Annotated in this window: 23 protein-coding genes, 1 tRNA gene and 1 pseudogene; 15 read left to right on the forward strand and 10 right to left on the reverse strand. The window is 51.7% G+C overall.

The features are described from left to right. Positions 1 to 178 precede the first annotated feature (178 nt). The 11 genes from NNO04_RS08805 (at position 179) to NNO04_RS08855 (ending at position 11,440) form a co-directional block, all read left to right on the forward strand. A complete protein-coding gene (locus NNO04_RS08805; RefSeq protein ID WP_271444331.1) occupies positions 179 to 703 on the forward strand; it encodes a fimbrial protein in 525 nt (174 codons plus the stop codon). Between the two features lie 75 nt (positions 704 to 778). Continuing rightward, positions 779 to 1,324 (forward strand): fimbrial protein, encoded by a 546-nt coding sequence (locus NNO04_RS08810; RefSeq protein WP_271444332.1) that lies wholly within the window; start codon positions 779 to 781, stop codon positions 1,322 to 1,324. 52 nt (positions 1,325 to 1,376) lie between these two features. After that, complete coding sequence (locus NNO04_RS08815) at positions 1,377 to 3,923, forward strand: outer membrane usher protein (RefSeq protein WP_271444333.1); 2,547 nt, start codon at positions 1,377 to 1,379, stop codon at positions 3,921 to 3,923. 6 nt (positions 3,924 to 3,929) lie between these two features. Next, positions 3,930 to 4,682, forward strand: a complete 753-nt coding sequence (locus NNO04_RS08820; RefSeq protein ID WP_271444334.1) for a fimbria/pilus periplasmic chaperone — start codon at positions 3,930 to 3,932, stop codon at positions 4,680 to 4,682. Positions 4,683 to 4,711: 29 nt separating this feature from the next. Beyond that, entirely contained in the window at positions 4,712 to 5,341 is a 630-nt protein-coding gene (locus NNO04_RS08825) for a fimbrial protein (RefSeq protein WP_271444335.1), read from the forward strand. 10 nt (positions 5,342 to 5,351) lie between these two features. Continuing rightward, the gene (locus tag NNO04_RS08830; protein WP_271444336.1) at positions 5,352 to 5,849 is read left to right on the forward strand and encodes a fimbrial protein; all 498 of its coding nucleotides are present in this window, start codon (positions 5,352 to 5,354) and stop codon (positions 5,847 to 5,849) included. Further along, the gene (locus NNO04_RS08835) at positions 5,846 to 6,352 is read left to right on the forward strand and encodes a fimbrial protein (protein ID WP_271444337.1); all 507 of its coding nucleotides are present in this window, start codon (positions 5,846 to 5,848) and stop codon (positions 6,350 to 6,352) included. Before NNO04_RS08830 ends, NNO04_RS08835 begins: the two co-directional genes overlap by 4 nt. Positions 6,353 to 6,366: 14 nt before the next feature. Continuing rightward, positions 6,367 to 6,894: a fimbrial protein gene (locus NNO04_RS08840; protein ID WP_271444338.1), complete on the forward strand. Its 528-nt coding sequence runs from the start codon at positions 6,367 to 6,369 to the stop codon at positions 6,892 to 6,894. A 1,669-nt stretch (positions 6,895 to 8,563) separates the two neighbouring features. After that, complete coding sequence (locus NNO04_RS08845) at positions 8,564 to 10,111, forward strand: PglL family O-oligosaccharyltransferase (protein ID WP_271444339.1); 1,548 nt, start codon at positions 8,564 to 8,566, stop codon at positions 10,109 to 10,111. Positions 10,112 to 10,367: 256 nt separating this feature from the next. After that, the gene (locus tag NNO04_RS08850) at positions 10,368 to 10,883 is read left to right on the forward strand and encodes a hypothetical protein (RefSeq protein WP_271444340.1); all 516 of its coding nucleotides are present in this window, start codon (positions 10,368 to 10,370) and stop codon (positions 10,881 to 10,883) included. A 173-nt stretch (positions 10,884 to 11,056) separates the two neighbouring features. After that, a complete protein-coding gene (locus tag NNO04_RS08855; RefSeq protein WP_271444341.1) occupies positions 11,057 to 11,440 on the forward strand; it encodes a DUF1090 domain-containing protein in 384 nt (127 codons plus the stop codon). Between the two features lie 299 nt (positions 11,441 to 11,739). Here the strand turns inward: NNO04_RS08855 and NNO04_RS22770 are convergent. The 4 genes and pseudogenes from NNO04_RS22770 to NNO04_RS08875 form a co-directional block, all read right to left on the reverse strand. Beyond that, positions 11,740 to 12,469 (reverse strand): annotated as a pseudogene (locus tag NNO04_RS22770) (phage integrase central domain-containing protein); the annotation flags it as partial. Between the two features lie 150 nt (positions 12,470 to 12,619). Then, positions 12,620 to 12,696 (reverse strand) — tRNA-Pro (locus NNO04_RS08865). 73 nt (positions 12,697 to 12,769) lie between these two features. Beyond that, positions 12,770 to 14,530: an LPS biosynthesis-modulating metalloenzyme YejM gene (gene yejM / locus NNO04_RS08870; RefSeq protein WP_271444343.1), complete on the reverse strand. Its 1,761-nt coding sequence runs from the start codon at positions 14,528 to 14,530 to the stop codon at positions 12,770 to 12,772. Positions 14,531 to 14,561: 31 nt separating this feature from the next. Further along, on the reverse strand, positions 14,562 to 14,789 hold the full coding sequence (locus NNO04_RS08875) for a YejL family protein (RefSeq protein WP_162379210.1): 228 nt from the start codon (positions 14,787 to 14,789) through the stop codon (positions 14,562 to 14,564). A gap of 134 nt (positions 14,790 to 14,923) precedes the next feature. On the opposite strand from NNO04_RS08875, the gene yejK reads away from it, so the two are divergent. Continuing rightward, positions 14,924 to 15,931, forward strand: coding sequence for a nucleoid-associated protein YejK (yejK, locus tag NNO04_RS08880; protein WP_162379211.1), 1,008 nt, complete (start codon positions 14,924 to 14,926; stop codon positions 15,929 to 15,931). A 147-nt stretch (positions 15,932 to 16,078) separates the two neighbouring features. Here the strand turns inward: yejK and rplY are convergent, their stop codons facing one another. Continuing rightward, positions 16,079 to 16,363 (reverse strand): 50S ribosomal protein L25, encoded by a 285-nt coding sequence (rplY, locus tag NNO04_RS08885; protein WP_162379212.1) that lies wholly within the window; start codon positions 16,361 to 16,363, stop codon positions 16,079 to 16,081. Between the two features lie 124 nt (positions 16,364 to 16,487). Further along, complete coding sequence (locus NNO04_RS08890) at positions 16,488 to 18,248, reverse strand: DEAD/DEAH box helicase (RefSeq protein ID WP_271444344.1); 1,761 nt, start codon at positions 18,246 to 18,248, stop codon at positions 16,488 to 16,490. A 150-nt stretch (positions 18,249 to 18,398) separates the two neighbouring features. On the opposite strand from NNO04_RS08890, the gene rsuA reads away from it, so the two are divergent. The 3 genes from rsuA (at position 18,399) to NNO04_RS08905 (ending at position 21,015) form a co-directional block, all read left to right on the forward strand. Continuing rightward, on the forward strand, positions 18,399 to 19,094 hold the full coding sequence (gene rsuA / locus NNO04_RS08895) for a 16S rRNA pseudouridine(516) synthase RsuA (protein ID WP_271444345.1): 696 nt from the start codon (positions 18,399 to 18,401) through the stop codon (positions 19,092 to 19,094). A 51-nt stretch (positions 19,095 to 19,145) separates the two neighbouring features. Continuing rightward, positions 19,146 to 20,336, forward strand: coding sequence for a Bcr/CflA family multidrug efflux MFS transporter (locus tag NNO04_RS08900; RefSeq protein ID WP_271444346.1), 1,191 nt, complete (start codon positions 19,146 to 19,148; stop codon positions 20,334 to 20,336). 334 nt (positions 20,337 to 20,670) lie between these two features. Then, positions 20,671 to 21,015 (forward strand): YejG family protein, encoded by a 345-nt coding sequence (locus tag NNO04_RS08905; RefSeq protein ID WP_192612826.1) that lies wholly within the window; start codon positions 20,671 to 20,673, stop codon positions 21,013 to 21,015. A gap of 3 nt (positions 21,016 to 21,018) precedes the next feature. Here the strand turns inward: NNO04_RS08905 and yejF are convergent, their stop codons facing one another. Genes yejF through NNO04_RS08925 form a run of 4 tightly spaced genes read right to left on the reverse strand, consistent with a single transcriptional unit; the run spans position 21,019 to position 26,544 of the window. Next, the gene (yejF, locus tag NNO04_RS08910; RefSeq protein WP_271444347.1) at positions 21,019 to 22,608 is read right to left on the reverse strand and encodes a microcin C ABC transporter ATP-binding protein YejF; all 1,590 of its coding nucleotides are present in this window, start codon (positions 22,606 to 22,608) and stop codon (positions 21,019 to 21,021) included. 1 nt (position 22,609) lies between these two features. Continuing rightward, positions 22,610 to 23,635 (reverse strand): ABC transporter permease, encoded by a 1,026-nt coding sequence (locus NNO04_RS08915; protein ID WP_271444348.1) that lies wholly within the window; start codon positions 23,633 to 23,635, stop codon positions 22,610 to 22,612. Beyond that, on the reverse strand, positions 23,635 to 24,729 hold the full coding sequence (locus tag NNO04_RS08920; protein WP_271444349.1) for a microcin C ABC transporter permease YejB: 1,095 nt from the start codon (positions 24,727 to 24,729) through the stop codon (positions 23,635 to 23,637). The genes NNO04_RS08915 and NNO04_RS08920 overlap by 1 nt, the downstream gene beginning before the upstream one ends. Next, the gene (locus NNO04_RS08925; protein ID WP_271444350.1) at positions 24,730 to 26,544 is read right to left on the reverse strand and encodes an extracellular solute-binding protein; all 1,815 of its coding nucleotides are present in this window, start codon (positions 26,542 to 26,544) and stop codon (positions 24,730 to 24,732) included. It lies immediately after the preceding gene. Positions 26,545 to 26,546 lie beyond the last annotated feature (2 nt).

A 26,546-nucleotide genomic window follows, 5' to 3' on the forward strand; every position in this document is an offset into this window, starting at 1 on the left:
AAATATTCCGGGGGGGGGGGCGGGTGATACTATTTCCCTCGTCACGAAACGTATCTTGCGTAGTGCATTCTATATATCAACATAGCCGCTAATTAATCGTGTGCTTCTTATATGTGAATGTGTTCAGTGACCGTAGTAGTTAGATAAAAGAAAACTGTTTATTAAGGATAAATATCAAGTGGAAATGAACAAGATTATGTTGGCAGCCGTAATGGCTCTGGGCTCCATCTCCATGGCTAACGCGGCTAATCAGGGGGCCGGTACCGTGACTTTTAAAGGAACAATCATCGATGCACCATGTTCTATTGAGCCAGGCAGCATAGACCAGACTATACAGTTGGGCGCTATCGCCTCTGCACAGCTGAAAGACGGCGGCAAGTCTACGCCACAGGATTTTCTGATCAAGCTGGTTGGGTGTGATGTTGCAACTGCTAAAAATGTGACTACCACCTTCAGTGGTGCTGAGTCTGAAGCTGCGCCTGGTTTGCTGGCAATGAGAGGTACTGCACGCGGTGCCAGCATCGCTATCAACGACATCGACGGTAAACTGCTGCCGTTGACCCAAGCCAGTAAGATGCAAGAAATTTCAAACGGTGAAGAGACTCTGCGCTTCAGCGCAAACCTGCAGGGCGACGGTGCTTCAGCTGCTATCGTCCCCGGTGAATTCAGTTCTGTTGCTGATTTTAAACTCTCTTACCAGTAACACGTAGCTATTATTTCCCACACTTCAAGACGCATGCGACTTGAAGTGTTTAATTATCGTAGTTCGGGGGAGAGCATGTATCTATTGCAGAGTAAAGTTTTTATTCTGATTATTATAACTGCTCTGATTACACTGTATTCACATCTGGCATTATCTTTTAGTCCGGGGCGTGGCGAAGTGAGCATAAATGGTCAGATTATTACTTCGGCCTGTGCGATTGATACAAAAAGCTTCGATCAAACTATTAAAATGAAAACGACTCCCATCAGCCAAATTATGCGTGATGGTCAAAGTGAACGGCATTATTTTAGTATTACCTTAGTAAATTGCACGTTAGAAAATTTTAACCCTACGCTGCAGAATTGGCGATTTTTTTTCGTAACTTTTGATGGCAGAGAGGATGCCGGATTATTTGGTGTTGATGGAAGTGCGAAGGGCATTGCTCTGCAAATATCCGATGCGCAGGGTAATATTGCCTCGCCGGGTATCCCTATGGTTAAAAATGAGCTGCAGCCGGGTACTATGGAGTTTAATTATAGTCTGCGGTTGATAGGTAATAATCAGGTAATGAAAGCGGGTAACTATTATTCCACCGTGCGATTTAAAATGGATTACTACTAAGTCTACCTGAATGTTGTAACTGTGGAAATATCATTAATAAAAGGGACTGTGGATGTCAACTATGCCGTCGTATGGCTATATAGGAAAAGTTCCACCACGAATTCTGGGACTGTTAATCTCCTTTATTTTGACGGGAAATTCCGTCCGCGCCGCAGCTTCTGATATTGAATTCAATACCGACGTGCTGGATGTGACGGATCGTGCCAATATTGACCTCGGACAGTTTTCTCGAAACAACTTTATTATGCCCGGAGACTATTTGTTTGCCGTGCATATTAATAAACAGACATTAACCGAACAGCCGGTAGCGTTTTACCCGCCGGATAACGATGCCAAAGGCAGTGAAGCCTGTATTACGTCGCAGTTGGTTGAACAACTGGGCTTAAAAGAATCTGCGTTACTGAAACTGACATGGTGGCACCAGAACCAGTGTCTGGATCCTCATAGTCTGGAAGGGATGGAAGTGCGCGGCGATTTAGGCGCGGCGGCGCTGTACCTGAATATTCCGCAGGCGTATCTGGAATATACCGCGGAAAACTGGGATCCGCCTTCGCGCTGGGACGAGGGAATTTCGGGAATATTGTTTGATTACAACCTGAATGCGCTGAGCCAGCGCCAACAAAAACAGGGCACGCAAAGTTATAACCTCAGCGGCAATGGGACCCTGGGAGGAAATCTTGGGGCCTGGCGGCTGAGGGCTGACTGGCAATCGCGGCTGGACCACCAGGGCGGCACGGGGGAATTGACCCGAACCAGCTGGGACTGGAGCCGCTACTACGCTTACCGTGCATTGCCTACGCTGGGCGCCAGACTGACGATGGGTGAGGACTATTTAAACTCCGATATCTTTGACAGTGTGCGTTTTGCCGGTGCCAGCCTGGTGACTGATGACAACATGCTGCCGCCCAATTTGCGTGGTTATGCGCCGGAGGTGACTGGCGTGGCGCGCAGTAATGCCAGGGTAATTATTCGCCAGCAAGGGAGAGTGTTGTATGAAACTCAGGTGGCTGCGGGGCCGTTTCGCATTCAGGACATCAACGACGCGGTTAGCGGTCAACTGGATGTTCGGGTGGAAGAGCAGGATGGCAGCGTGCAGGAGTTCAGGATGGACACCGCCAGTATTCCGTACCTGACCCGCCCCGGCTCGGTACGTTACAAAGTGGCGGCCGGCCGGCCAGTGGACTGGGCACATCATAGCGACGGGTCACTGTTCGGCACCGGTGAGTTTTCCTGGGGTGTGAGCAACGGCTGGTCGCTGTACGGCGGCGGCATAGCGGGCGGCGATTACAATGCGCTGGCGCTGGGGGTGGGTCGCGACCTGATGATGTTCGGCGCACTGTCGTTCGACACCACTCTGTCACGCGCCAGCTTACCGCAACATAGCACGCTGAGCGGTGGTTCGTACCGCCTGAGCTATTCCAAACGTTTTGACGACTATGACAGCCAGGTGACCTTTGCCGGCTACCGTTTCTCGGAGCGCAACTATATGTCGATGGGTGATTACCTGGATGCACGTCGGGACGGTACACGAATTAACAGTAGCAAGGAGATGTACACCATCACCTTTAACCAGCAGTTCCGCGACCTGGGGTTAAGTGCGTATCTCAACTATAACCACCAGACCTATTGGGATCGGCCAGCGAATGACCGTTACAACTTGACGCTGTCACGGTATTTCGATCTGGGGAGACTCAGGAATATTAGCCTGTCGCTTACCGGTTATCGCAACAAATATAACGGCACCAACGACGACGGCATGTATCTGACTATGTCACTGCCGTGGGGCCGCGATGGCTCGCTGAGCTACAGCGGCAGTTACAACCGCAACGATAATACCCACCAGATAGGGTATTACGACCGACTCAATGAGCGCGATACCTATCAGGTGAGCGCCGGCACTGCGCGCAGCGGTGCGACTGCCAGCGGCTACTACAGCCACAGTGGCGATCTCAGCCAGGTGAACGTCAGCGCCAGCTATCTGGCGGGGCAATACAGCTCACTGGGGCTGTCGATGCAGGGCGGCGCGACCGCCACCCTGAAAGGGGCTGCGTTGCACCGCAATAGCATGAGCGGTGGTACCCGCATGTTGCTGGATACCGACGGAGTACCGGGGATCCCGATCCGCGGTTATAGCTCACCGACTCTGAGTAACGCCTTCGGCAAAGCGGTGGTGGTGGACATCGGGAGTTACTACCGCAACCAGTTCAGTATCGATCTGAATGCGCTGCCGGAAAACGCCGAAGTCAGTCAGAGCGTGGCGCAGGCCACCCTAACCGAAGGTGCCATCGGCTACCGGCACTTTGAAGTGATCGCTGGCGAGAAAGCGACGGCGGTGGTGCGACTGGCGGACGGCTCTGCCCCGCCGTTTGGTGCCACGGTGCACAACGAGAAACGGCAGGAGGTAGGCATTATCAATGACAACGGCGAAGTGTACCTGAGTGGCATCAACGCCGGAGAAGCCATGAATGTGAGCTGGGGCGGCGTGGAGCAGTGCAGCTTTATCTTGCCGCAGACGCTGTCGCTTGACCAGTTGAGTAGTCTGTTTCTGCCTTGCGGCCCGGTGGCCAGCGGCAAAGTGTTAAAAACTATTGAAGAGTAGAGAACAATGAAAACTAACCATGTAGTGACATTAATTGTCGGCATCCTGACGGGCCTACTGGGCGCTCAACAGGCGACGGCCGCTATTGCACTGGACCGCACCCGGGTGATCTTCAACGGCGGCGACAAGTCGGTGAGCATGAATATAAGTAACGAGAACAAACATTTGCCTTACCTGGCTCAGGGTTGGATCGAAGATGCCTACGGCAAAAAAATCACCAGTCCCCTGACTGTTTTACCGCCGGTGCAGCGCCTGGAGCCGGGAGCCAAAAGTCAGGTGAAAGTTCAGGGGATGCCAGCCGCCAGTTCGCTGCCGCAAGATCGTGAGACGCTGTTCTACTTCAACCTGCGCGAAATTCCACCGAAGAGCGACAAGCCTAATACGCTGCAACTGGCGCTGCAAACCCGTATTAAGCTGTTCTACCGGCCGAAAGCGATTACGGTAGCCAATCCGGAAGCCAGCGCGCCGTGGCAGGAAAAGCTGACGCTGACCAGACTGGCTGATGACAGCTACCTGGTGAACAACCCAACACCCTATTACGTGACGCTGGTTGACGCCAGCAGCAAAAAAGGGGGGGCCAGCGCTCCGGGCTTCGAACCGCTGATGGTGGCTCCCAAAGGCAGTGCGCCGCTGAAGGTCGTCGCTTCTGCGCTGGGCAAGGCGCCAGTGCTGACTTATGTCAACGATTACGGCGGCCGGCCTCAACTGAGTTTTAACTGTAATGGTGCAGGCTGCCTGGCAGTGGCAGGTAGCAAATAAGGTTCACTGAAACAACAGGCAGATAAGCGATGCGAACAAACTCCCGGCGGTGGAACGGCGGTGATCATCCTCGATATGCGTGGCGACAAGCTCTGGTGATGACGCTTACAGCGATGTTATGGCTGCCATTACCAGCAATGGCGGAGAACAGCTGGCAGGTAGACGATGCCCACGGCGTGCTGCATGTGAACGGTGAAATAACGGAAAGTGCCTGCCGTCTCGAGATGGTAAGCGCTTATCAGTCGGTGTGGCTGGGCGGTACCTCCACGGCACAACTGGTGAAACCTGGCGATCGTGGTGTCCCGGTGGATGTCCAACTGCTATTGCGAGACTGCCTGCGGAGCCCTGCGGATAGCCGGGATGAGCGTAACGGCAATCGGTTGTGGATTCCCTATCAGCCAGCGGTGTCGGTCAGCTTTATCGCATTGGCAGACGTCGATAATCCGAAACTGGTGAAGGTACGCGGTGCCTCCGGGGTGGCATTGCGCATGACTGACGAACGTGGCCGGGATATTCGCCTCGGCAGTAGGGGAGCGCCGTTGGCCCTGGCTGTGGGGCAAAATGCGCTGAACTACACCATCACGCTGGAACGTACCCCCGCACCGTTGCTACCCGGAGCCTATGCGGCAGTGGTGGATTTCCAGCTCAGCTATGACTAAGGGAAGTGTCATGAAGGCAAAGTTTAGATGGTGTTTGCCCGGTTGTGTACTGGCGACGTGTGTATTGTTCTACGGCCCGCAGGTGCAGGCAATTGCTACGATCAACGTGACGGTGACTATTGTCGCGCCACCACCCTGTGTGATTAACAACAATATCCCGATCGAGGTGAATTTCGGCAACGATGTGATGACCACCCGTATCGATGGTAGCTACAGGAAACAGCCTGTGGTGTATTCGGTGGAGTGTAAAAACGTGTCGAATAATGCGATGAAAATGCAGATTCAGGGGATCGGCGCAGAGTTTGATGGCGACGTGCTGCAAACCAACAAGGACGGTCTGGGGGTGGCATTGCTGCGTAACGGCAATCGGCAGCCGATCAATAGTTGGGTGAATTTTACCTATCCCAGTCTGCCAACGTTTGAGGCGGTACCGATCAGGCAGGCCGGGGTCACATTGAGTGGTGGGGATTTTTCCGCCGGGGCGACTATGGAGGTGGAATTCCAGTGAAAAGAGCTGAGGTAGTGGCGCGGTTTGGCAGCATCTTTCTGTTAATGGTCCTGGGAGGTCCGGTAGCAGCGGTGGACAATATGCGTTTTTTCGGCACCCTGATCGAACCACCACCATGCACCATCAACGACGGCGGCATGGTGGATATCGATTTCGGTAGCCATGTTGGGGTTAACAGAGTCGACGGCGTTAACTACCTGCAACAGGTGAACTATCAGATCATCTGTGGTGCCGGTGCCGGTGCCGGTGCTGGTGAATGGAGCATGACGCTGGAAGTCGTCGGTACCCCGGCTGATTACGATGAATCAGCGATTAAGAGCAACGTGGAGGATTTGGCTATCCGCCTGCTGCAAAACGGCGAGCGGTTTACGTTGAATAAACCGATCCCGATCAATTTGAACGAGGCTCCCACGCTGAAGGCTGTGCCGGTCAGGCGACCAGGAGCAGTGCTGAAGGAAGGGGCGTTTGAGGCGAGCGCCACCTTGCTGGCGGTGTACCAATGAGGCAGAGAATAGCCATGGTTAACAAGGTGACTTGGTGCGCAACGGCAGCGCTGCTGCTGTGCAGCCATTTGAGTTTGGCGGTGGAGAATATGCGCCTGCACGGTGTTCTGGTCGCAGAGCCCTGCGTGATCCCGCCGGGGGATGAAACGGTAGTGTTGGATTTTAACACGGTAATAGACAAGTACCTGTATATAAATACCCGCACGCTCGGTCAGACGTTTGAGCTGCATCTGGTGCAGTGCGATCTCAGCCTGGGGAAAACGGTCAGGGTGACTTTTAGCGGCACGGAAAGTGCGGCGCTACCGGGGATGTTGGCGCTGAGCGGCAGCAGTCAGGCCAGCGGTATAGCCATCGGGATGGAGACCCCACAGGGCGAACCGTTACCGATTAATCAGCAAGGTAAGCAGCAGGCATTGGTCAGCGGTACCAACATTCTTGTGGCGCAGGCCTATGTGCAGGGGGAGCCGGACGCATTGAAACATAAAACGATAGAACGCGGGCCGTTTAGCGCGGTGGCCACCTTTAGCCTGGAATATGAATAACCGAATGGATTACACCGAGTTTTGGCTGGTTGGGGATAGGGTTTAGTCCCGCGGCGGCCTCCATAGTGCCCAGAGCGCGGGACAACCATCCTGCGCGACACGCGCGGCTTTACGAGCCAGTTCGAGTACAGAACCTGACCGGCAGAGACTAAGTTACGGGGGCGAATGTACGAAGCATGGCGGACAATATGGGCGTAACGAATGCTGGGTCATCCATTGGATGGTACAGCCGGATAGATAAAATTCAGAGACCAAAAACGTGGCACTTCGAATGCAACTTTCAAAACTAATACTAATGGCGTTCCTCAGCAGCACTGTGCTGTCGAATACCTGCTCCGCCAATGTGATGCTGGCAGTGACCGAAGTACCTTACATCCCAGCGGGCCCGTTTTCAGCGAAGATTTCGGGGGCGTCGACGATAGACCCGACTCCCAACCCATGCTACGGAAAACCGAGATGCAAACTGATAATGTTCACGATAAACGAATCGTGGCTTCCAGATGGTAAGGCGGGGTATGTATCTGCGGACTTAGGCTGGCAGACCCCGGGCCCCCAGTCGTCGTATAAAACTGTTGGGGAATGGTGGGCAGCTGTCACTGACAAAGAGCGCGTCGGGCAAGATTATCTTCCATTACAACCAGGTGAAGAATATTCACCGTGTATAGCGGTTGCCGCATCCGATCAGTATGGGGCCGCCATGACCGCCGGGACAATCATATCGAATTGCGCACGGGGCATAGTACAGGCGACGAGCTGTACTATCACACCCAATACAATCTCCGTGCAGCTACAGGCTACGTTAGGTTCTGATGTGGGAGAACAAAGCGTGGGGGGGGTAAAGCTGTCATGTACGTCGCCTGCGAACATTATCATAGAGACTAATAGTGGTGAAATCATACCACTTGGGGGGAATTCCCTGACCTCCGCTGTACTAGACTGGGGGAACGGGTTTGGGAAACCCGGTCGTATTAGTGTTTCTGAACCCGGCGATGTACCCCTGCCGCTTAGGGTGATGACGCAAGGGCTAGCTGCATATGGTGTCGCAGGGTCCCTGTCTGGGAGTTCTATCGTGAATGTTTCGTACCAATAAGGGGCGGACAACCCGACCGCTATTCCTGGGCATCATCTTCGTGTCGGGTGTCTACCGTTGCGTAGCTGCATTCCGCTGCTGGGCCCAGGTGGTGACGATGGTACGCGAGGTCGTATGCCGGGTGTTTCATTGGGAGGGGGGGCTCATGCAAAAATGCCTGATCCCCATCGCGCTGAACTCCAGGTCAAGCCGTGTGCGCTCAGATATACCCGGATCCCACAAACATGCGCGTGGGAGTGCTATGTATAAAAAAGCCTCTTCATCCATGGGCACGTCGTCGAAAGATATAAGTCTGCACGGTGGTGTAGTAACCGAGAAATGCCTGTTCCCGCGCTGGGGGCGACATTAGTGCTTGGTTTTAATACGGTGTGGATGTGGACTATTGGAATGTTACGCCCTTAATAAGCTGATTTGGTCGTTTTGATGATATTTGGTCGCGTTTTTTTCTTATTTACATTTTTGCTTTTTATCCCCACATTTTTTTATCTGCCCAATCCTGGCGGTGTGGGGTGGGCGCTGCCCTTTAACGTTCTCTTCTGCGTTGGGGCGGCCTTAGTCATGGTGGCTTGCTGGCTAGCCGTGTCACTGCGACAAACAGTCATTACGACCACTTGCCGCATAGTGTTTCTCGCCTGCCTGGTGTTGTTGCTGCCGATCCTTTTTACCCGGCCTGAATGGCAGGGCACCGCCGCCTGGCGGTTGGTAGGGCTGTGGGGAGGGGGATTGTTCTACTTCACATGGCTACAAGTACGTATGACCGCGCGGTATCGGCAGGCTGTGCTGTATTTGATTTTGCTTGCGGCAACAGTTCAGGCGTTGATGGTATTGCTGCAGTTATTTGCGCCACAGTTTACCCAACACTGGATCCCGGTGGGGGGGCGCTCTCTGGGGATTTTTCAACAGGCGAATGTGACTGCCAGCTTTATCGCTACCGGATTGGCTCTGGCGGTCTCGGCCTTTGTGTTGCCGGAATTCCATTTGTTGAAGCTGAACGCTGAATACTGGCGCCGCCGTGTACTGGCTGTGCTGCTGGTAGTACTGACAATGGTTTTGGTGTGGTTGCAATCCAGAACCGGCTGGCTGGCTGGCGCTTTGGTGCTGGGGGCGTTTATTCTGTGCTTTGGTCGCCGTTATTTTCGGTTTGTTGCCATTGCATCACTGTTAGTTGTAGGTAGCACTCTGGTGGGGGTATCGCTGCTGTGGTGGGGAGATGATTTGAGCAGCGTATTACGCTACTCCAGCCACACAGGCCCCACCAATGCACGCTACGCGATGTTGATTTCTACACTGAAAATGATTGCTGAGAAACCGCTATCTGGCTGGGGCTATGGGGGATTCGAATATAGTTTTCAGCACTTTCGTATGGCGCAAGGGCTATCAACGCAAGGAGTGGGTATTGTCCGCCATCCTCATAACGAGCTGTTGCTGTGGTGGGTAGAAGGTGGAATTGCCGGTCTTCTGGGAATGTTGTTGTTAGTGTTGGGGGGACTGAGGTTGATGGTGCGTGCCTACTGGCGTGACAGCCGGGCATTTTCCCATGGGAAAACCTCCGCCGGGGAGGCGTTGGCGCTGTTTATCGCACTGCTACCAATAGTGTTACATTGCCAGACCGAATATCCGTTTTACCTTTCTACGCTGCACTGGCTGGTTTTTTTGTTGCTACTAGCGATGCTCGATCGGCTGGTTAGCCCACGTCTTAGCAAAGGCGGGAAGCTGAAACGATGGAAATACCCAATGCTGGCACTGTCGTTGGCGGGGTTATTCGTTGCAGTAGCAGGTGGATACAGTGGTCAGAAACTCACTCAGGCGGAACGTTACGGATTACTAGACATGCAATGGGTGGAGGATATGCCGGTATGGGTGAGCTGGACACAGAGTGAAAGATTACAGTTTGATCTGCAACTGGCCGGATTGTTGGTCTTCAATCGTTCGCATGATGAACAGTTATTGGAAGACTATGCACAGTGGGCGCAGGCATATTTAAATCATCGTATAGACAAAAATGTTTATGCCAACCAGGTCGTTGTCTTGTTACTGCAGCGGCAATACTTGCGGGCTGAGGAACTACGTCATGAAGCAGCGTTATTATTTCCTTTTGATAAGCGTTTTACTCAGAGTGCTTACTGACTAGCTGAAATCAAAATGAGTAGGATGAATATTGTTTCAGCGTTCAGAGGATAATGTTAAAACCAGAATGACTGCGTTTATTATAAGAGCCGCCTGTTAATTATCGAGTGGAATGACTCCATTATCTCCAGTATAGATAATGCCAACGATGATAGTTCTGAAACATCTGAATTATTCAATAATATAAATTTCTTGTGATTAGAGTATGAATATAAATACAGATATTTACGATAGAAATGTGAATAAAGGCAATATAATGGTCATCAGTGATGATAACTTCCTGGTAAATGGAATTTCGTTACTTGTTCAGACAGCAGAAATTCCTTTGCTATCATACCCGATAGTAATTGTTGATATTGATCGTATCGGTAGTGTGGCGATTCTTGAATGTTATATAGAAAGAACGCCGTCGTCATCGATTATATTTGGGATAAGCCGGGATGGTATCATGTCGAGAATGTTCAAGCAGGTTCCATCTGTCAGTATAGATACACCTGTATTGTCAGTTAGCAATAAATTACATCGCCTCAGTAAGGTTAAAACATCGAAAGAATTCTGGCTTGCACAATGTACTAAAGTCAGGTTCTGTAAGATGCTATCCCCGAAACAAAACGCTGTGCTGGAAGGGTTTAAATACGGGTTAGATATTCAGGCAGTGGCCGATATAACAGGGATGAGATCTAAGTCCTGTTATTATCATGCCAGGGAAATCATCTCAAAACTTAACCTAAAAAATATTAAGGAACTGCGCTATTTTGCCACTTTGCTATAGATGAAGGAGGAAACTGTTTCGCCGCATAAATGTTGTGTACAGAAAAACATAATGTCGGAAATTTTCTTAAATTTCATTGTCAACTCTTTTGTTAATTATGACAAAAGAGGGGGTTTACATTTTTTTTGCACAAGAATATAAACAAACTCATGAGTTATACGGAGATTAATTAAATGAATAAATATATGAAAGCAACGGCAACTATTACCATGTTCGTATTTATATCGGCAAGTAGTGCTGCGGCCTCTACAGATTGTGCAGTCAAAAAACAACGGTTACAAAGACAGATAGAATATGCTAAAACATATGGTAATCATTATCGTGTAGAAGGACTTGAAAGGGCTTTAATGAAGGTTAACCGATATTGTAACGATTCTGATGTTGTTTATAAATGCAATGAAAAAATCAGAGAGAAAGAACAAAAAGTCATAGAACGTACAACTGAACTGAGGAATGCCAGGGAAACAGGGGACAAGATTAAAATTGCAAATAAAAAACGAAAGCTGGAACAGGCAAAAGCAGAATTGGCTGAGGTAATGAGTTATATAGGCGAATAATTTGCATCGATTAATATAACAAATCTGGTATATGTACAGCTCCTGGCTTGAAAATACTGAGGAAGACGCGGGGCTGTATCTGGATGATGGAGGTTAATTTAGGTTTGAGCAAAAAAACAATCAGACGTCATTTGGCTCAACTGCACAGGGATGACGCGCCCATGAAAATATCTTCGCATCGCTTTAATTATGGGAAAAACATCATCATTATTGGGATGATATCCTGCGGCTGATTGCTTCACTCAAGCCACCTGGCTTCGGCTGAACGGGTAACAGTCAACAACAGTCAACAATTGTCACTCAATCAGCAGGCTGAGTTGTCGTTCAATACTGGCAATGAGGTAGCCCGCATCAGCTCCGGTAATTGCTCTGGCGGATGGTAGACACGGGTTTCTTAACCGGAGTAGGGAACGCCTTGCGAACATTTGAGGCGGTGTTAACCTCAATAAGCCCACTGTTTGCAGCGCAGTCCATAACCTCATTAATACGTTGTAGCACCCGTTTCAGTGTTTCCAGATTTCCTCGTGCCTTGATTGGCTCCAGCATCAAAACAAACATACGTGCGGTGAGTTCTGTTATTGGGCGATCACCCAGATCTGGAAATACATACTTTTCCAGTGAGCGCCATATGTCTTTTATTGTGTTGGCGGCAAGGTTCTGACTTTTCTTCATTTCGTACCAACTTGTTGCGACAGTTCGAAACGTATGTCCTTTGTGCACTTCCTCTGCTTCTTCCTGCTGGCGCTTATGATGCTGCGGGTCTGTTCCTACCGCCAATAATGCTTTGGCTGCATCCCGTCTTTCTCTGGTATCGGCTAAAAATAAAACAGGATAATTGCCTAACGTCCACGTTGTGCGCTTATCAGTTCCGGGTTTGTACTAACACAGTTGCCAGGTCTTAACGCCGTTTAGCTTCACGAGAAGGATTGATCCCCCGTCATCCGTCAGAGTGATCTCTTTGCTAGTAGCTATGGCGTTTTTAATCTGCGTGGCGTTAAGGGGGCGGTCTTTACTGGCATATGGGACTATAGATTTCCTGGTCCCGATACTAGTCCCTAAAAAACAGCATGTAAGTAGACATTAGTGTGCACAAAAGGATATAAAAAAAACCGCAAACCATGATTGGTTGCGGGTTTAGTAGGGTTACTGAACGCTATAGAGCGTTACAGTTAATTTATTTGGTCGGCACGAGAGGATTTGAACCTCCGACCCCTGACACCCCATGACAGTGCGCTACCAGGCTGCGCTACGTGCCGACTCGTGGGTGCTAATACTACCGCTTTCCACCACGATTGCAAGGGGATGTCATGCTAACTGATTTATAATTAATCAGTTAGCAATGAACCGTTTCTCATCCGTCAATACTTGCAACAGCAGACTCAGCTGTGGTTTCTGGTCTTTTATCTTCTCTCCACGCAGATCATACGTCTGATAGTTGCCGTTATTATTCAGCACCAGCGTCATTTCCGGCGTGGTCACCGCCATTGTGCTGCCGTCGGCTGCCGTCACCCAGTAATGGCGGCGCTTCGCATTGAAAAGATCCTGCCCCTGAGAGTACTCGTTTGCAGGCGTGCTCACGTGCAGTAACCGTTGCATCAATGTCGTCATCAGGTCGGTATGGTCAGTCAGGCTGTTAATCCGCTGTGCTGGTGTTCCCGGCCAGTGGATGACAAGCGGCACCTGCAGATGTCCGCGGGACCAGTCAAAATTGTTCTCTTCCTGAGTCAGCGGTACACCACGCCCCGCAGTAATGATCACTACTGTGTTGTTCAGTTTACCGGCGTCTTGTAGCGCGGTAAGCACACGGTTAATTTGCGCATCGACATCTTCCGCGGCGCGGGCATACCGTTTAGCAAAATTCTTCTGGTTGCTGTCGTCAATGTTAGTGCCGTTGAAGGAGACCCACGAGAACCAGCGGTTATCTTCCTGGGCGTAGCGGCTCAGCCAGTTAATCCACTGACTCGCTGTTTGCGCATCAGACTGCGTCTGAACCGTCGGCATCGAGAAGTCTGACAGCAGCGCCTGGCGATAGAGCGGGCTGGTGAATCCGTCTGACGAGAATAAGCCTAACTGATAGCCTTGCTGATTCAGTGCTGAAATCAAGGCTGCTGGCGTTCTGGTCGACAAAATGCCGTCCATATAGCTGGGGGAGACGCCATAGAACAGACCAAAAATGCCGTTATCCGAGGTGTTGCCCGAGCTCATATGACGGGTGAACGAAATACTCTGTTCCGCAAAACGGGCAAGCGCAGGCATCTGTTTTTCATAACGGGAATAGTTCAGACCATCCACGGTAATCAGCAGAACGTTTTGCCCCGTTCCCATGTCACGGTATTGCAGATCGCTCAATGGATACTGTACGGATACCGCTTCCGGATCCCCTTGTTCCACCAAACGGCGCTGATACTCTTGCGCATCCAGCAAACCGTGTTTCTCAAGAAAGCGGCGCGCCGTCATTGGATAAGAGAGCGGTAGGTTTGCGCGCTGCATGGTGATCGGGCGATAGAAGTTAGCATCAGCCCAGATGTACACCATGTGTGAAGCAATAAACGAGACAAAAAGGAAGGCGGCAAGCGGTCTGGCAAAATGGCGGCGACGCGTCAGGCTGCGCAGTTTCTGCCAGCTCCAGGTCGCAAACAGCATTTCGATTAGCAGAATAATGGGCACGCTGATAAACATCAGTTGCCAGTCACGCGCCATCTCGTTCTGGTCTGGGTTAATGACCAGTTCCCAGACAATGGGATTAAGATGCAGGTGGAAGCGGGTGAAGACTTCGCTGTCGATCAACAACAGCGTCATGCCCGCCGTCGCCAGTATGGCTGATAAGAAACGCATCAGCCGCTGGGACATGACGATAAACGTCAGGGGAAACAGAATCAGCAGATAGGTGGCAAACACCAGAAAACTGAAATGCCCGACAATGCTCAGGTAGGAGTAGATACGACCCGCAAGCGTTGTCGGCCAGTCTGCGACAAACAGGTAACGACTGCCAAGCGCCATGGCCAACAGAATGTTGAACAGAGCAAACCAGTGCCCCCAGCTAACCATCTGAGAGACTTTTTCACGGTAGCGCTGACGATGAGTTACCATAAACTGTCGTTATTTTCCCCGGAGCCGGTTCTTAGTGCGCTTTGTCTTCGTTAACCGAGGACTTCAGGGCACGGGCAAAAGAGTCTGCAATCGCCTGGCGTTGGGCCGGAGCGATGCTGGTGTTAATCAGGTTCGTCACCATGTTTCCCAATACCATCAGGGAAAGGTCGGTCGGCGCCTTATGTTTTTCCAGTACGTTGAGCAGTTCACTCAGTAATTGTTCAACGTGTTCGTCACTGTAGCGGGAGTGTTGTGGCATAAATCGAAATCAGTTTGTTCATGAAAGGGCAACATATTACCGTAGCAACAGTTTTTTTTCTGCTTTTTTATCTTCTATTGCGTCACTGACCAGCAGGTGGTTGAATACCGCCCGGTCTTAAAGGAGAGTTTATCATGAGTCTGGATATCAACCAGATTGCCCTGCACCAGCTTATCAAGCGTGATGAGCAAAACCTTGAGCTGGTCCTGCGCGATTCATTACTGGAACCGACAACCACCGTTGTCGAGATGGTGGCTGAACTGCACCGGGTCTATAGCGCGAAAAACAAAGCGTATGGCCTGTTCAGCGAAGAGAGCGAACTGGCGCAAACGCTGCGGTTGCAGCGTCAGGGCGAGGAAGATTTTCTTGCCTTTAGCCGTGCGGCAACCGGTCGTTTACGTGATGAGCTGGCTAAGTATCCGTTTGCTGACGGCGGTATTGTGCTGTTCTGCCACTATCGCTATCTGGCGGTGGAGTATCTGCTGGTCGCGGTGCTGAACAACTTAAGCAGTATGCGTGTGAATGAAAACCTGGACATTAACCCAACGCACTACCTGGACATCAATCATGCGGATATCGTGGCGCGTATTGATTTAACCGAGTGGGAAACTAATCCGGAATCCACGCGATATCTGACCTTCCTGAAAGGTCGGGTAGGGCGAAAAGTTGCTGATTTCTTTATGGATTTCCTTGGTGCGAGCGAAGGGCTGAACGCGAAAGCGCAGAACCGGGGTCTGCTGCAGGCGGTGGATGACTTCACGGCAGAAGCACAACTGGGGAAAGCGGAACGCCAAAATGTGCGTCAGCAGGTGTACAGCTACTGTAATGAACAGCTTCAGGCAGGTGAAGAGATTGAACTCGAATCGCTGTCAAAAGAGCTTTCTGGCGTGAGTGAGGTCAGCTTCAGTGAGTTTACGGCGGATAAAGGCTATGAGCTGGAAGAGAGTTTCCCGGCCGATCGCAGTACATTACGCCAGTTGACCAAATACGCCGGTAGCGGCGGTGGGTTAACCATTAACTTTGATGCCATGCTGTTAGGCGAGCGCATTTTCTGGGATCCGGCGACTGACACCTTAACCATCAAAGGCACGCCGCCGAATCTGCGCGATCAGCTGCAACGCCGGACGTCAGGCGGAAATTAACCGGCTGGAGAATACTGTTGAGGCCTGATACGCGTAGCGTCATCAGGCAATAACGCACTGTCAGATGTTGATGCTAGCGACTCTTATCCGACCTGGAGCCATAAAAAAACCCCGCCGAGGCGGGGTTTTTCTTCAACTTGTTGGCGATTACGCGCGAACGAAGTCGATGTGAGACAGCTTCGGCTTGTAAGCGTGACGCTGTACTGCCTGAGCTTTAACTTTAACTTCTTTACCGTCAACAACGATGGTCAGAACTTCGCTGTAGAATTCAGCTTTAGCTTGCATGTTCATCACAGAGTCGTGATCCAGTTCGATAGCAATCGGGGCTTCTGCGCCACCGTAGATGATTGCCGGGAACTTGTTAGCGGCACGCAGGCGGCGGCTCGCACCCTTACCCTGCTCTTTACGTACTTCAGCATTGATAGTAAACATTTAAATCTCTCTTAAATAATTCCTGCTACAGGCGACCCAGCAACAGGTAAGTGATCTGCTTTGCGTATGCAAAAGCGGGCGGAATTCTATACTCAAATGCCCGTCACATCAATCAAAAGTACGATTATCCGCGTAATTCATGTGCCCGTCGGAAGCGACCTTCATAATCGAAGACCTTTTCACGTACCTGCCAGTACTGGCCCTTCATGCGTGCGACAACAAAATCGGGATGCCGTAATAGCGGTTGTTGCACGAGAATATCTGCGGCGGTAATCCAGCGTAACGGAACGCCTGGTGTGCGGGTGTGTGGGCGAATAAACAGTTGCTCAAACGCGGTGCGCTGGGCAGGGGTCTGCAAACGAAAGCGTTCGCTGACGTCGGCGCCGTCCTCATCGTAATAGGTGATTTTCAGCCATTCGCCTTTTTCATCCTGTCCGTGTTGCATCGCCATGCCGCTACAGCGGAGCACCAGTGCGTTTTTGAGTTTTAGCGCCGCTTTCAGCATATCGTCCGGATCGACAAGTACGGTATCGCATTCGCGGCAGCGACGTGCCGCAATGTCGTTTTCCGCGTTGCATTGCGGGCAGTTTTTAAAGCGAAAGCGAAAATCGCACTGTTCGCGATGACCCTCATCGTCTTCAAACCATCCCTGGCAACGACGGCCAAAGTGCTCAATCAGCGTGCCGTCGGCGGTGGTTTTGCCCCAGAATGTATTGGCAAAGCCGCAGGCAGGGCAGAAGACCTGCACGGGCACGTTGTCGCTTTTACCTTTCGGCGCGCCAACCTCCGGCGCGTATAAGTCATGAGGGTTACCGGCATAATCGAGGATCAGACAGTCGGTTTTCCCGGGTGACAGACGCAGGCCGCGTCCGACGATTTGCTGGTAAAGGCTGATGGACTCCGTGGGGCGTAAAATGGCGATGAGATCGACATGCGGGGCGTCAAAACCGGTCGTCAACACCGCAACGTTGACCAAAAACCGAAAGCGCTGTGCTTTGAAATCTTCAATCAACATGTCGCGTTCAGCGCCCGGTGTGTCGCCAACGATCAGTGCGGCGTCATCGCGGGGCAGCAAACCCACAATCTCTTTCGCATGTTCAACGGTGGCGGCGAAAATCATCACCCCTTTACGTGTCTGGGCGAACTCAACTATCTGGCTGATGATATGCGGCGTGATTCGCTGCTGTTTTTTCAGCTCTTGATTGAGGTCGGCTTCACTAAAGAGGCCATTACTCTGTGGCTGCAAACGACTAAAGTCATACTGCACGACCGGCATGTCCAGACGCTCTGGCGGCGTCAGATAGCCGTGTTTGATCATGTAGCGCAGCGGCAGTTCGTAAATACAGTCGCGAAAAATGGCGTTTTCATTGCCGCGTACCATACCGTGATAATGGAAACGGTAAATCCAGCCTTTGCCCAGGCGAAATGGCGTGGCGGTCAAACCGAGCAAGCGAAGATGGGGATTAACCTGACTCAGGTGGGTGAGGATTTGCTGATACTGACTTTCGTCGTCGTCGCCAATACGATGGCATTCATCGACGATCAGCAGGGAAAATTCACCCTGAAAATGTTCCAGGTTGCGGGCGACCGACTGTACGCTGCCAAAGACGACTTTGCCGTGGCTTTCTTTACGTTTTAATCCGGCGGCGAAGATATCTGCCTCCAGACCCAACGCACAATATTTTGCGTGGTTTTGCGCGACCAGTTCCTTTACATGCGCCAGTACCAGCACGCGTCCACGCGCTACTCGCGCCAGCTCGGCTATCACCAGGCTTTTACCTGCGCCGGTTGGCAAGACAATGACCGCTGGGGAGCGATGGTGGCGAAAATGGTTGAGCGTGGCATCCACGGCTTCTTGCTGGTAAGGACGAAGTGTAAAAGTCATGGTCTCGCTGCGATAATGAATCTCGCGTTTAGTATGCCATGAATCATTTCCTTTGAGCGAAGTATAGAGCCCGTTATACTGAACAGATAACGGCTTCAATTCTCGGGCGAAACGCTCGATTTCCGTATTATTACAGGCAAAATCACTCTCATGCGACTTGATAAATTTATCGCTCAGCAACTCGGCGTCAGCCGTGCTATTGCCGGGCGCGAAATCCGTGCTCACCGCGTTACTGTGGATGGAGAAATCATCAGAAATAGTGCGTTTAAACTGCTGCCAGAACATGCCGTAGAATATGACGGCAATTCGCTGGTTCAGCAAAATGGACCACGCTACTTCATGCTTAATAAACCCCAGGGATATGTCTGCTCGACGGACGATCCGGATCACCCGACCGTGCTCTATTTTCTTGATGAACCGGTTGCGTATAAGCTGCATGCGGCAGGGCGTCTGGACATTGATACCACCGGACTGGTGCTGATGACAGATGACGGACAGTGGTCGCATCGGATAACGTCTCCGCGTCATCACTGCGAAAAAACCTACCTGGTGACGCTGGAATCACCGGTGGCAGAGGAGACTGCCGCACAATTTGCACAAGGCGTTCAGCTACATAACGAGAAAGATCTCACTAAACCTGCGATGCTTGAGGTGATCACGCCAACGCAGGTGCGTTTGACGATCAGTGAGGGGCGCTATCACCAGGTAAAACGTATGTTTGCCGCTGTCGGAAACCACGTTGTGGAACTGCACCGTGAACGTATCGGCGCGATCGTACTGGATGCTGATCTGGCACCGGGCGAATACCGCCCTCTGACAGAAGCAGAAATAGCCAGCGTTGGCTAAACCTGGTGGCCAGGTTTTAACCTCCAGCTAACTAAATTCAGGAGTCTCTTTGTGACCACCCGACAGCACTCATCATTTGCCATTGTCTTTATCCTTGGCCTGCTGGCCATGCTGATGCCATTGTCGATTGATATGTATCTTCCCGCGCTGCCGGTGATCTCCGAACAGTTTGGCGTGCCAGCCGGTAGCGCGCAGATGACGCTCAGTACTTATATTCTGGGATTCGCGGTGGGGCAGTTGATCTACGGCCCAATGGCGGACAGCCTTGGGCGTAAACCAGTGGTCCTCGGAGGGACGCTGATTTTTGCGGCTGCGGCGGTGGCCTGCGCGCTGGCGCAAACCATTGATCAACTGATTATCATGCGTTTCTTCCACGGTCTGGCGGCAGCGGCGGCGAGCGTGGTGATCAATGCCCTGATGCGCGACATTTATCCGAAAGAAGAGTTCTCGCGCATGATGTCGTTTGTCATGCTGGTTACAACCATCGCACCGTTGATGGCGCCGATTGTCGGCGGGTGGGTGCTGGTGTGGTTGAGCTGGCACTACATCTTCTGGATCCTGGCGGTAGCGGCGATTCTGGCATCCGCCATGATCTTCACGCTGATTAAAGAGACGCTTCCCGTTGAGCGCCGTCAGCCGTTTCGTCTTCGCACGACCATAGGGAACTTTGCCTCGCTGTTTCGTCATAAACGGGTGCTGAGTTACATGCTGGCCAGCGGCTTTAGCTTTGCAGGGATGTTCTCCTTCCTCAGCGCCGGGCCGTTTGTCTACATCGAGGTAAATCACGTCTCTCCACAACATTTTGGCTATTACTTCGCGCTGAACATCGTGTTCTTATTTGTGATGACGATAATTAATAGCCGATTTGTGCGCCGGGTCGGGGCATTAAACATGTTCCGCACCGGGTTATGGATCCAGTTTGTCATGGCGTGCTGGCTGGTTGTGAGCGCGCTGTTTGGGATCGGTTTCTGGGCGCTGGTCGTGGGAGTCGCGGCGTTTGTGGGATGTGTTTCGATGGTTTCATCCAATGCGATGGCCGTCATTCTGGATGAATTCCCCCACATGGCGGGGACCGCCTCTTCACTGGCGGGGACTTTTCGTTTCGGTATCGGTGCCATTGTTGGCGCACTGCTGTCGCTGGCGACATTTAACTCGGCCTGGCCGATGATTTGGTCGATTGCATTTTGCGCAACCGGCTCGATCCTCTTCTACCTCTACGCGAGTCGCCCGAAAAAAAGGTGATAAAATGCACAACATGGGAGCTTTAGGGCTCCCTTTGTTGATGTACATCAACCTCAAATCGCTCATTCAACCTAAAGATGTTTATTTTATGTAAAATCAATTTATGTAAAAAGTCACATCATTGTAGTTAAAAAGGTTGAGTTAGATCGCAGAAACGGGTACATATAGCCCGCAAATCTGTCCGCACCGGTCAATAATATTTTAACAATCGGCAGTATAAGCCGCACGAGTCGTGGATACCGGCGTTTTCGATCTGTTTAAGGACGGGTTGTCAATGATGTGTTAAAATGGATGTAAATAAATTGTGAAGTTATTGTGCTTCCGGGGAATAAAAGTGAATACATTACAGCTCTCAATCGTTCATCGCTTGCCACAGAACTATCGTTGGTCAGCGGGTTTTGCAGGTTCGAAAGTTGAACCGATTCCGCAAAATGGCCAGAGCACTGAAAACAGCCTGGTGGCGCTTAAATTGCTGAGCCCGGATGGCGACAGCGCGTGGCCGGTGATGCATAAACTCAGTCAGGCGCTGAGCGATATCGAAGTCCCTTGTTCTGTTCTGGAATGCGAAGGCGAACCGTGCCTGTTCGTTAACCGTCAGGATGAGTTCGCTGCGACCTGTCGCCTGAAAAATTTTGGTGTTGCCATCGCAGAGCCTTTTTCAAACAACAATCCATTTTGAGTGTCAACTTAGCGCGAGCAACTGACGCGTATACGCTTGCTGCGGTGCGGTAAATACCCGCTCGCACTGCCCTTGCTCTACAACTTCTCCTTGTCTCAGCACAATAACCTGATGGCACAATGCGCGTACTACGTGCAGGTCGTGGCTAATGAAAATATAGGCCAGGTGATGCTTTTGCTGCAGTGATTTCAATAGCGCCAGGATTTGCGCCTGGACCGTTTTATCCAGTGAAGAGGTGGGCTCGTCCAGAATGATCAGCGAGGGCTTTAAAATTAACGCCCTGGCGATAGCAATTCGTTGACGTTGGCCGCCGGAAAACTCAGCGGGGTAGCGATGACGGGTTTCACCGTCCAGACCGACCTCCGCCATCACCGATATGACCTGCTGTTCGCGCTGTTGTGCTGAAAGCGCGGGCTGGTGGACACGTAACCCTTCTTCGATAATTTGCAAAACGCTGAGACGTGGATTCAGGGAAGAGTTCGGATCCTGAAAAACCACCTGAATACGGTGACGTACCGGTAAAAGCTGGCGGCGGTTTAAGTTATGCAGCGGTTGCCCATCAAACACAATACGGCCTTGCGAGGCGATTAACCGCAAAAGCGCCAGGCCGGTGGTACTTTTACCTGAGCCGGATTCACCCACCAGTCCCAACGTTTCGCCGGGCTGCAGACTGAAACTGACGTTTTTCACCACTTCGTTATGATCGACAATGCGTTTTAAGATGCCTTTACGAATAGGGAAGGCGACGCGGAGTTGATCGACTTCGAGAAGCGGTGCCTGCTGAGTGGATAAAGGTACCGGATCGCCAGAGGGCTCGCTGTTTAACAATTTTTGCGTGTACGGATGGATAGGGGCACTAAGCAACGGCTGTGCGCGGTTTTGCTCCACGCATTGGCCGTTTTGCATGACGGCGATGGTGTCGGCCAGCTTCTTCACAATGCTCAGATTATGGGTAATAAACAGCATTCCCATATTCAACTCGCGCTGCAATTCACGTAACAGTTGCAGGATTTGCGCCTGTACCGAGACGTCCAGCGCCGTGGTCGGCTCATCAGCAATCAGCAGCTCCGGACGTGTTAACAGCGCCATGGCAATCATCACGCGCTGACGTTCGCCGCCGGAAAGCTGATGCGGATAATCTCCCAGTCGCTGTGCGGCATGACGAATACCGACGCGATCCAGGCAGCTCAGGATTTCGCCTCTGGCGGCTTCCCGACGCATACCCCGGTGCAAAGAGAGCACCTCATAGAGCTGCTTTTCCAGAGAGTGCAGCGGATTGAGCGACACCATGGGTTCCTGGAAAATCATGGCAATCTTATTCCCGCGCACGCCGCGCAGGGTTTGCTCGCTGGCATGCAGCAGCGACTCGCCATGAAAACGAATATCGCCAGCAAGGTACACTGCGGGTGGCGAAGGCAGCAGGCGTAAAATAGAAAGCGCTGTCACGCTTTTCCCCGAGCCCGACTCGCCAACCAGCGCCAGCGTTTCGCCTGCCTCAACGCTCAGAGAGACATCGTTGACAACCGTGCGTACGATCCCTTGTTTGCTAAAACCGACCGATAAACGCTCTATCGCTAACAGAGGTTGCGTCATGTTATACCGCCTTGTTGGGATCAAACGCGTCGCGCACGGCTTCGCCAATAAAAATCAGCAGTGACAGTAGCACCGCCACGGACAAGAATGCGGTGATCCCGAGCCACGGCGCTTGCAGGTTATTTTTGCCTTGCAGGAGTAGTTCACCGAGAGAGGGGGAACCCAGCGGTAAACCAAACCCCAGAAAATCGAGCGATGTCAGTGTCGTAATCGAGCTACACAAAATGAAGGGGATAAAGGTCAGCGTGGCGACCATCGCGTTGGGCAACATATGGCGCAGAATAATGCTGCGATCGCTGACGCCTAACGCCTGTGCCGCGCGAATGTAGTCAAAATTGCGGGTGCGCAAAAATTCCGCGCGCACCACCCCGACAAGACTCATCCAGCCAAAGATCACCGTAATCGCCAGTAGCCACCAAAAATTGGGCTGCACGACGCTTGAGAGAAGAATTATCAGAAACAGTGTTGGCATTCCGGACCAGACTTCGATTAAACGCTGCCCCCACAGATCGACCTTTCCCCCGTAATATCCCTGTAAGGCACCAGCCAGAACCCCCATGATGCTGGAGCAAAGGGTGAGCATCAGCCCGAACAAGATGGAGATACGCGTGCCATACAGGATCCGCGCCAATACATCGCCGCCGTTGGCGTCGGTGCCCAGCCAGTTTTGCGTCGACGGTGGCGACGGGAAGGGCTGTCGGGTCGCAAAGTTAATGCTGTTGGCGCCGAATCTGACAGGCGCCCAGAGCACCCAACCTCGTTGCTCAAGTTGCTGTTGCAGCCAGGGGTCTTGATAGTCTGCCTGGGTCGCAAACGGTCCGCCAAAATCGCTTTCACTGTAATTTTTCACCAGCGGGAAGTACCAGCTCTCGTCATAGCGAATCAACAGCGGTTTATCATTGGCGATGAGTTCAGCGCAGAGACTCAGGCTGAAGAGCACAAGGAAAATCCACAGTGACCAGTAGCCCCGACGATTGTGGCGAAAACGCGCCCAGCGGGCCTGGTTTACAGGTCTTAATCGCGGCATTAGCGTCCCTCAAAATCAATACGTGGATCAACCAGCGTATAGCTGATATCGCTGAGGATGTTCAGCAGTAAACCTATCAGGGTGAAAATATATAACGTGCCAAACATCACCGGATAGTCCCGGGATACGGTTGCTTCGTAGCCCAGTAATCCCAGCCCATTTAATGAGAACATCACCTCAATCAGCAGTGAGCCGGTGAAAAACATGCTGATAAAGGTGGCCGGAAAACCGGCAATGACCAGTAGCATGGCGTTACGAAAAACGTGCTTCCACAAAATGTTTTTTTCGCTGACACCTTTGGCGCGCGCGGTGACCACATACTGTTTGCGAACCTCATCGAGAAATGAATTCTTGGTGAGCATGGTCAGGGCGGCAAAACCACCAATCACGGTCGCCAGTACCGGCAACGCGATATGCCAAAGATAATCAGTGATTTTCTGATACCAGGGCAGTGAGTCAAAATTGGCGGAGACCAACCCCCGCAGCGGAAAGAGGTCGTAGTAGCTGCCGCCGGCAAAGAACACAATCAAAAGAATGGCGAACAGAAATGCCGGGATGGCGTAACCGATAATGATAAAGGCGCTGCTCCATACATCAAACCGGCTGCCGTTATGGACCGCTTTACGGATGCCCAGCGGGATCGATACCAGGTAGATGATTAGCGTGCTCCACAGACCCAACGTGATGGAAACGGGCAGGCTGTCTTTAATGAGTGTCAGCACAGACGCGCTGCGAAACAGGCTGTCGCCAAAATCAAAGCGAATATAGTTCCACAGCATGGTGAAGTAACGTTCGTGAAGCGGTTTATCAAAGCCGTAACGCCGGGTAATTTCGGCAATCACTTCAGGGTCAAGCCCGCGACCACCACGGTATTGGCTGTCGCTGATATTGCCAACGCCTGTCTGCGCGTGGCTGGCGCGTAAACCTTCGCCTCCGGTGCCGGGTAGTGCGCCTGACTGACCGAATTCAATCGCGGCAATGGCCTGATCAACCGGTCCTCCCGGCGCAATCTGCACGATAAAAAAGTTGATGGTAATGATGGCCCAGAGCGTGGGGATCACCAGCAACAAGCGTCGAATCAGATAGGCGCCCATTTATTCTCCTTGTCGTCTGGCCGCCGGCAGTTTCGCGGCCTTATTGACGTCATACCACCAGGTGTCCAGCCCAATGGAGTAAATGGGACGGATGGCCGGATGGGAGAATTTGTCCCACCAGGCCAGCCTGTCTTCCGCCATATACCACATGGGCAGCATGTAGTAATTCCATGTCAGCACCCGATCCAGCGCCCGTCCCAGCGGAACCAGTTTGGTTTTATTACCCTGAGCGGCAATGATCTGCACAATCAGCTTATCAATCACCGGGCTCTGCACGCCGGGGGAGTTATAGCTTGAATCAATATACTCAGAGGCCCAGGAGATTTGTAGATCGGAGCTGGGCCACGGCATGGCGCGCCACAGCCTCGGCATCATGTCGTAGTCGCGACTGCGCATGCGGTTGGTGAGCTGCGAATTGTCGACCTGGCGGATTGCCATCGTAATTCCCAGACGCTGCAGATTGTGCTGGAAGGGCAGAACCCACTGGTTGTTCCCCCCCGCCGGAAGCAGCAGTTCAAACGTCAGCGGTTTACCCGTCGTACTGCTGATTCGCTGTTGTCCTTTGAGAATCCATCCCGCCTGAGTGAGCAGCTCTCCGGCTTTAAGCAAATTTTCACGATTGTAGCCATCTCCACGCGACACCGGAGGATGGTAAATCTGGTTGAAAACCTCCGGCGGAAGATCGTTTTTCATCGGGGCGAGCAGGACTAACTCATCCGCATCAGGATACTGGCTGGCGGCATACTCGGTATTCTGGAAATAGCTGCTTGTGCGGCTCCAGGAATTATAAAACAATGCCTTATTCATCCATTCAAAATCAAAGGCGAGGGTGATGGCTTCACGTACTCGCCTTTCCTGAAACACCGGGCGTTGAATGTTAAAAGCCAGCCAGCGCGTGTCCTGAGCGGACTCATTTTTCTGTTCTTCTTTGACAATGTAATGATTGGCGAAGTTTTTACCGGTGTAACGGGTTGCCCAGTTTTTAGCATCGTTTTCCAGCCGCAGATCAAACGCTCCGGCTTTAAACGCTTCGAACGCCACATTGTCATCCAGGTAGTAGTCATAGCGAATGGTATCGAGATTCCAGCGTCCGCGGTTTACCGGCAGACTGGCCGCCCAGTAATCTTTAACCCGTGAATAGACAATGTACTGACCCATTTTCCACTGAGTGATGCGGTAGGGACCGCTGGCAAGCGGAGGGGAAGAGAGTGGGTCACTGAGCTTATGATTTTTCCAGAATTTTTCCGGCATGACGGGTAAAGAAAACAGACTGAGCATGTCTTCTTTGCCGGGTTTTGCGAGCTCAATGCGCACGGTGAGGGGCGCTATGGCTTTAACGGTCGTTCCTTTGTAAACCAGGCGAAACTGCGGTACGCCTTCGGTCATAAATTTGTGGAAGGTGAATGCAACATCGCTGGCAGTGACCGGAGATCCATCATGAAAACGTGCGCGCGGGTTAATGGCGATTTCTACCCATGAATAATCATCCGCGTAGCGTGCTTTTTCGGCAATCAGCGGGTAGTAACTTCCGGGTTCGTCGTCAGAGGTGGTAAACAGAGTGTCATAGAGAGAGTCGGTGCGAACGCCGGGGTTTCCCCGCATGGAATAACGATTGAAGTTATCAAATGTGCCAATGGCAGAGAGCGTCATTTGACCGCCTTTTGGTGCGGCAGGATTCACATAATCAAAGTGTTCAAAGTTGATGGCGTATTTTGGTTCACCCAAAACGGCAAAGGCGTAACTTTCTTTGATGGCCTGAGCCTGAACACCGAAACTCAACAGGGCGACAAACAACATTATTACGCGAGTCATCATTT

The organism is Citrobacter sp. Awk 4, from assembly GCF_028069725.1.
Classification (GTDB): domain Bacteria; phylum Pseudomonadota; class Gammaproteobacteria; order Enterobacterales; family Enterobacteriaceae; genus Citrobacter_D.

Coding starts and splice junctions, on each gene's coding strand:
- rplY (WP_162379212.1), bottom strand. CDS start 16,363: ATGTTTACTATCAATGCTGAAGTACGTAAAGAGCAGGGTAAGGGTGCG.
- NNO04_RS08875 (WP_162379210.1), bottom strand. CDS start 14,789: ATGCCACAACACTCCCGCTACAGTGACGAACACGTTGAACAATTACTG.
- rsuA (WP_271444345.1), top strand. CDS start 18,399: ATGCGACTTGATAAATTTATCGCTCAGCAACTCGGCGTCAGCCGTGCT.
- NNO04_RS08915 (WP_271444348.1), bottom strand. CDS start 23,635: ATGCCGCGATTAAGACCTGTAAACCAGGCCCGCTGGGCGCGTTTTCGC.
- NNO04_RS08825 (WP_271444335.1), top strand. CDS start 4,712: ATGCGAACAAACTCCCGGCGGTGGAACGGCGGTGATCATCCTCGATAT.
- NNO04_RS08840 (WP_271444338.1), top strand. CDS start 6,367: ATGGTTAACAAGGTGACTTGGTGCGCAACGGCAGCGCTGCTGCTGTGC.
- NNO04_RS08920 (WP_271444349.1), bottom strand. CDS start 24,729: ATGGGCGCCTATCTGATTCGACGCTTGTTGCTGGTGATCCCCACGCTC.
- NNO04_RS08830 (WP_271444336.1), top strand. CDS start 5,352: ATGAAGGCAAAGTTTAGATGGTGTTTGCCCGGTTGTGTACTGGCGACG.
- yejK (WP_162379211.1), top strand. CDS start 14,924: ATGAGTCTGGATATCAACCAGATTGCCCTGCACCAGCTTATCAAGCGT.
- NNO04_RS08815 (WP_271444333.1), top strand. CDS start 1,377: ATGTCAACTATGCCGTCGTATGGCTATATAGGAAAAGTTCCACCACGA.
- NNO04_RS08890 (WP_271444344.1), bottom strand. CDS start 18,248: ATGACTTTTACACTTCGTCCTTACCAGCAAGAAGCCGTGGATGCCACG.
- NNO04_RS08850 (WP_271444340.1), top strand. CDS start 10,368: ATGGTCATCAGTGATGATAACTTCCTGGTAAATGGAATTTCGTTACTT.
- yejF (WP_271444347.1), bottom strand. CDS start 22,608: ATGACGCAACCTCTGTTAGCGATAGAGCGTTTATCGGTCGGTTTTAGC.
- NNO04_RS08855 (WP_271444341.1), top strand. CDS start 11,057: ATGAATAAATATATGAAAGCAACGGCAACTATTACCATGTTCGTATTT.
- NNO04_RS08810 (WP_271444332.1), top strand. CDS start 779: ATGTATCTATTGCAGAGTAAAGTTTTTATTCTGATTATTATAACTGCT.
- NNO04_RS08820 (WP_271444334.1), top strand. CDS start 3,930: ATGAAAACTAACCATGTAGTGACATTAATTGTCGGCATCCTGACGGGC.
- NNO04_RS08925 (WP_271444350.1), bottom strand. CDS start 26,544: ATGATGACTCGCGTAATAATGTTGTTTGTCGCCCTGTTGAGTTTCGGT.
- yejM (WP_271444343.1), bottom strand. CDS start 14,530: ATGGTAACTCATCGTCAGCGCTACCGTGAAAAAGTCTCTCAGATGGTT.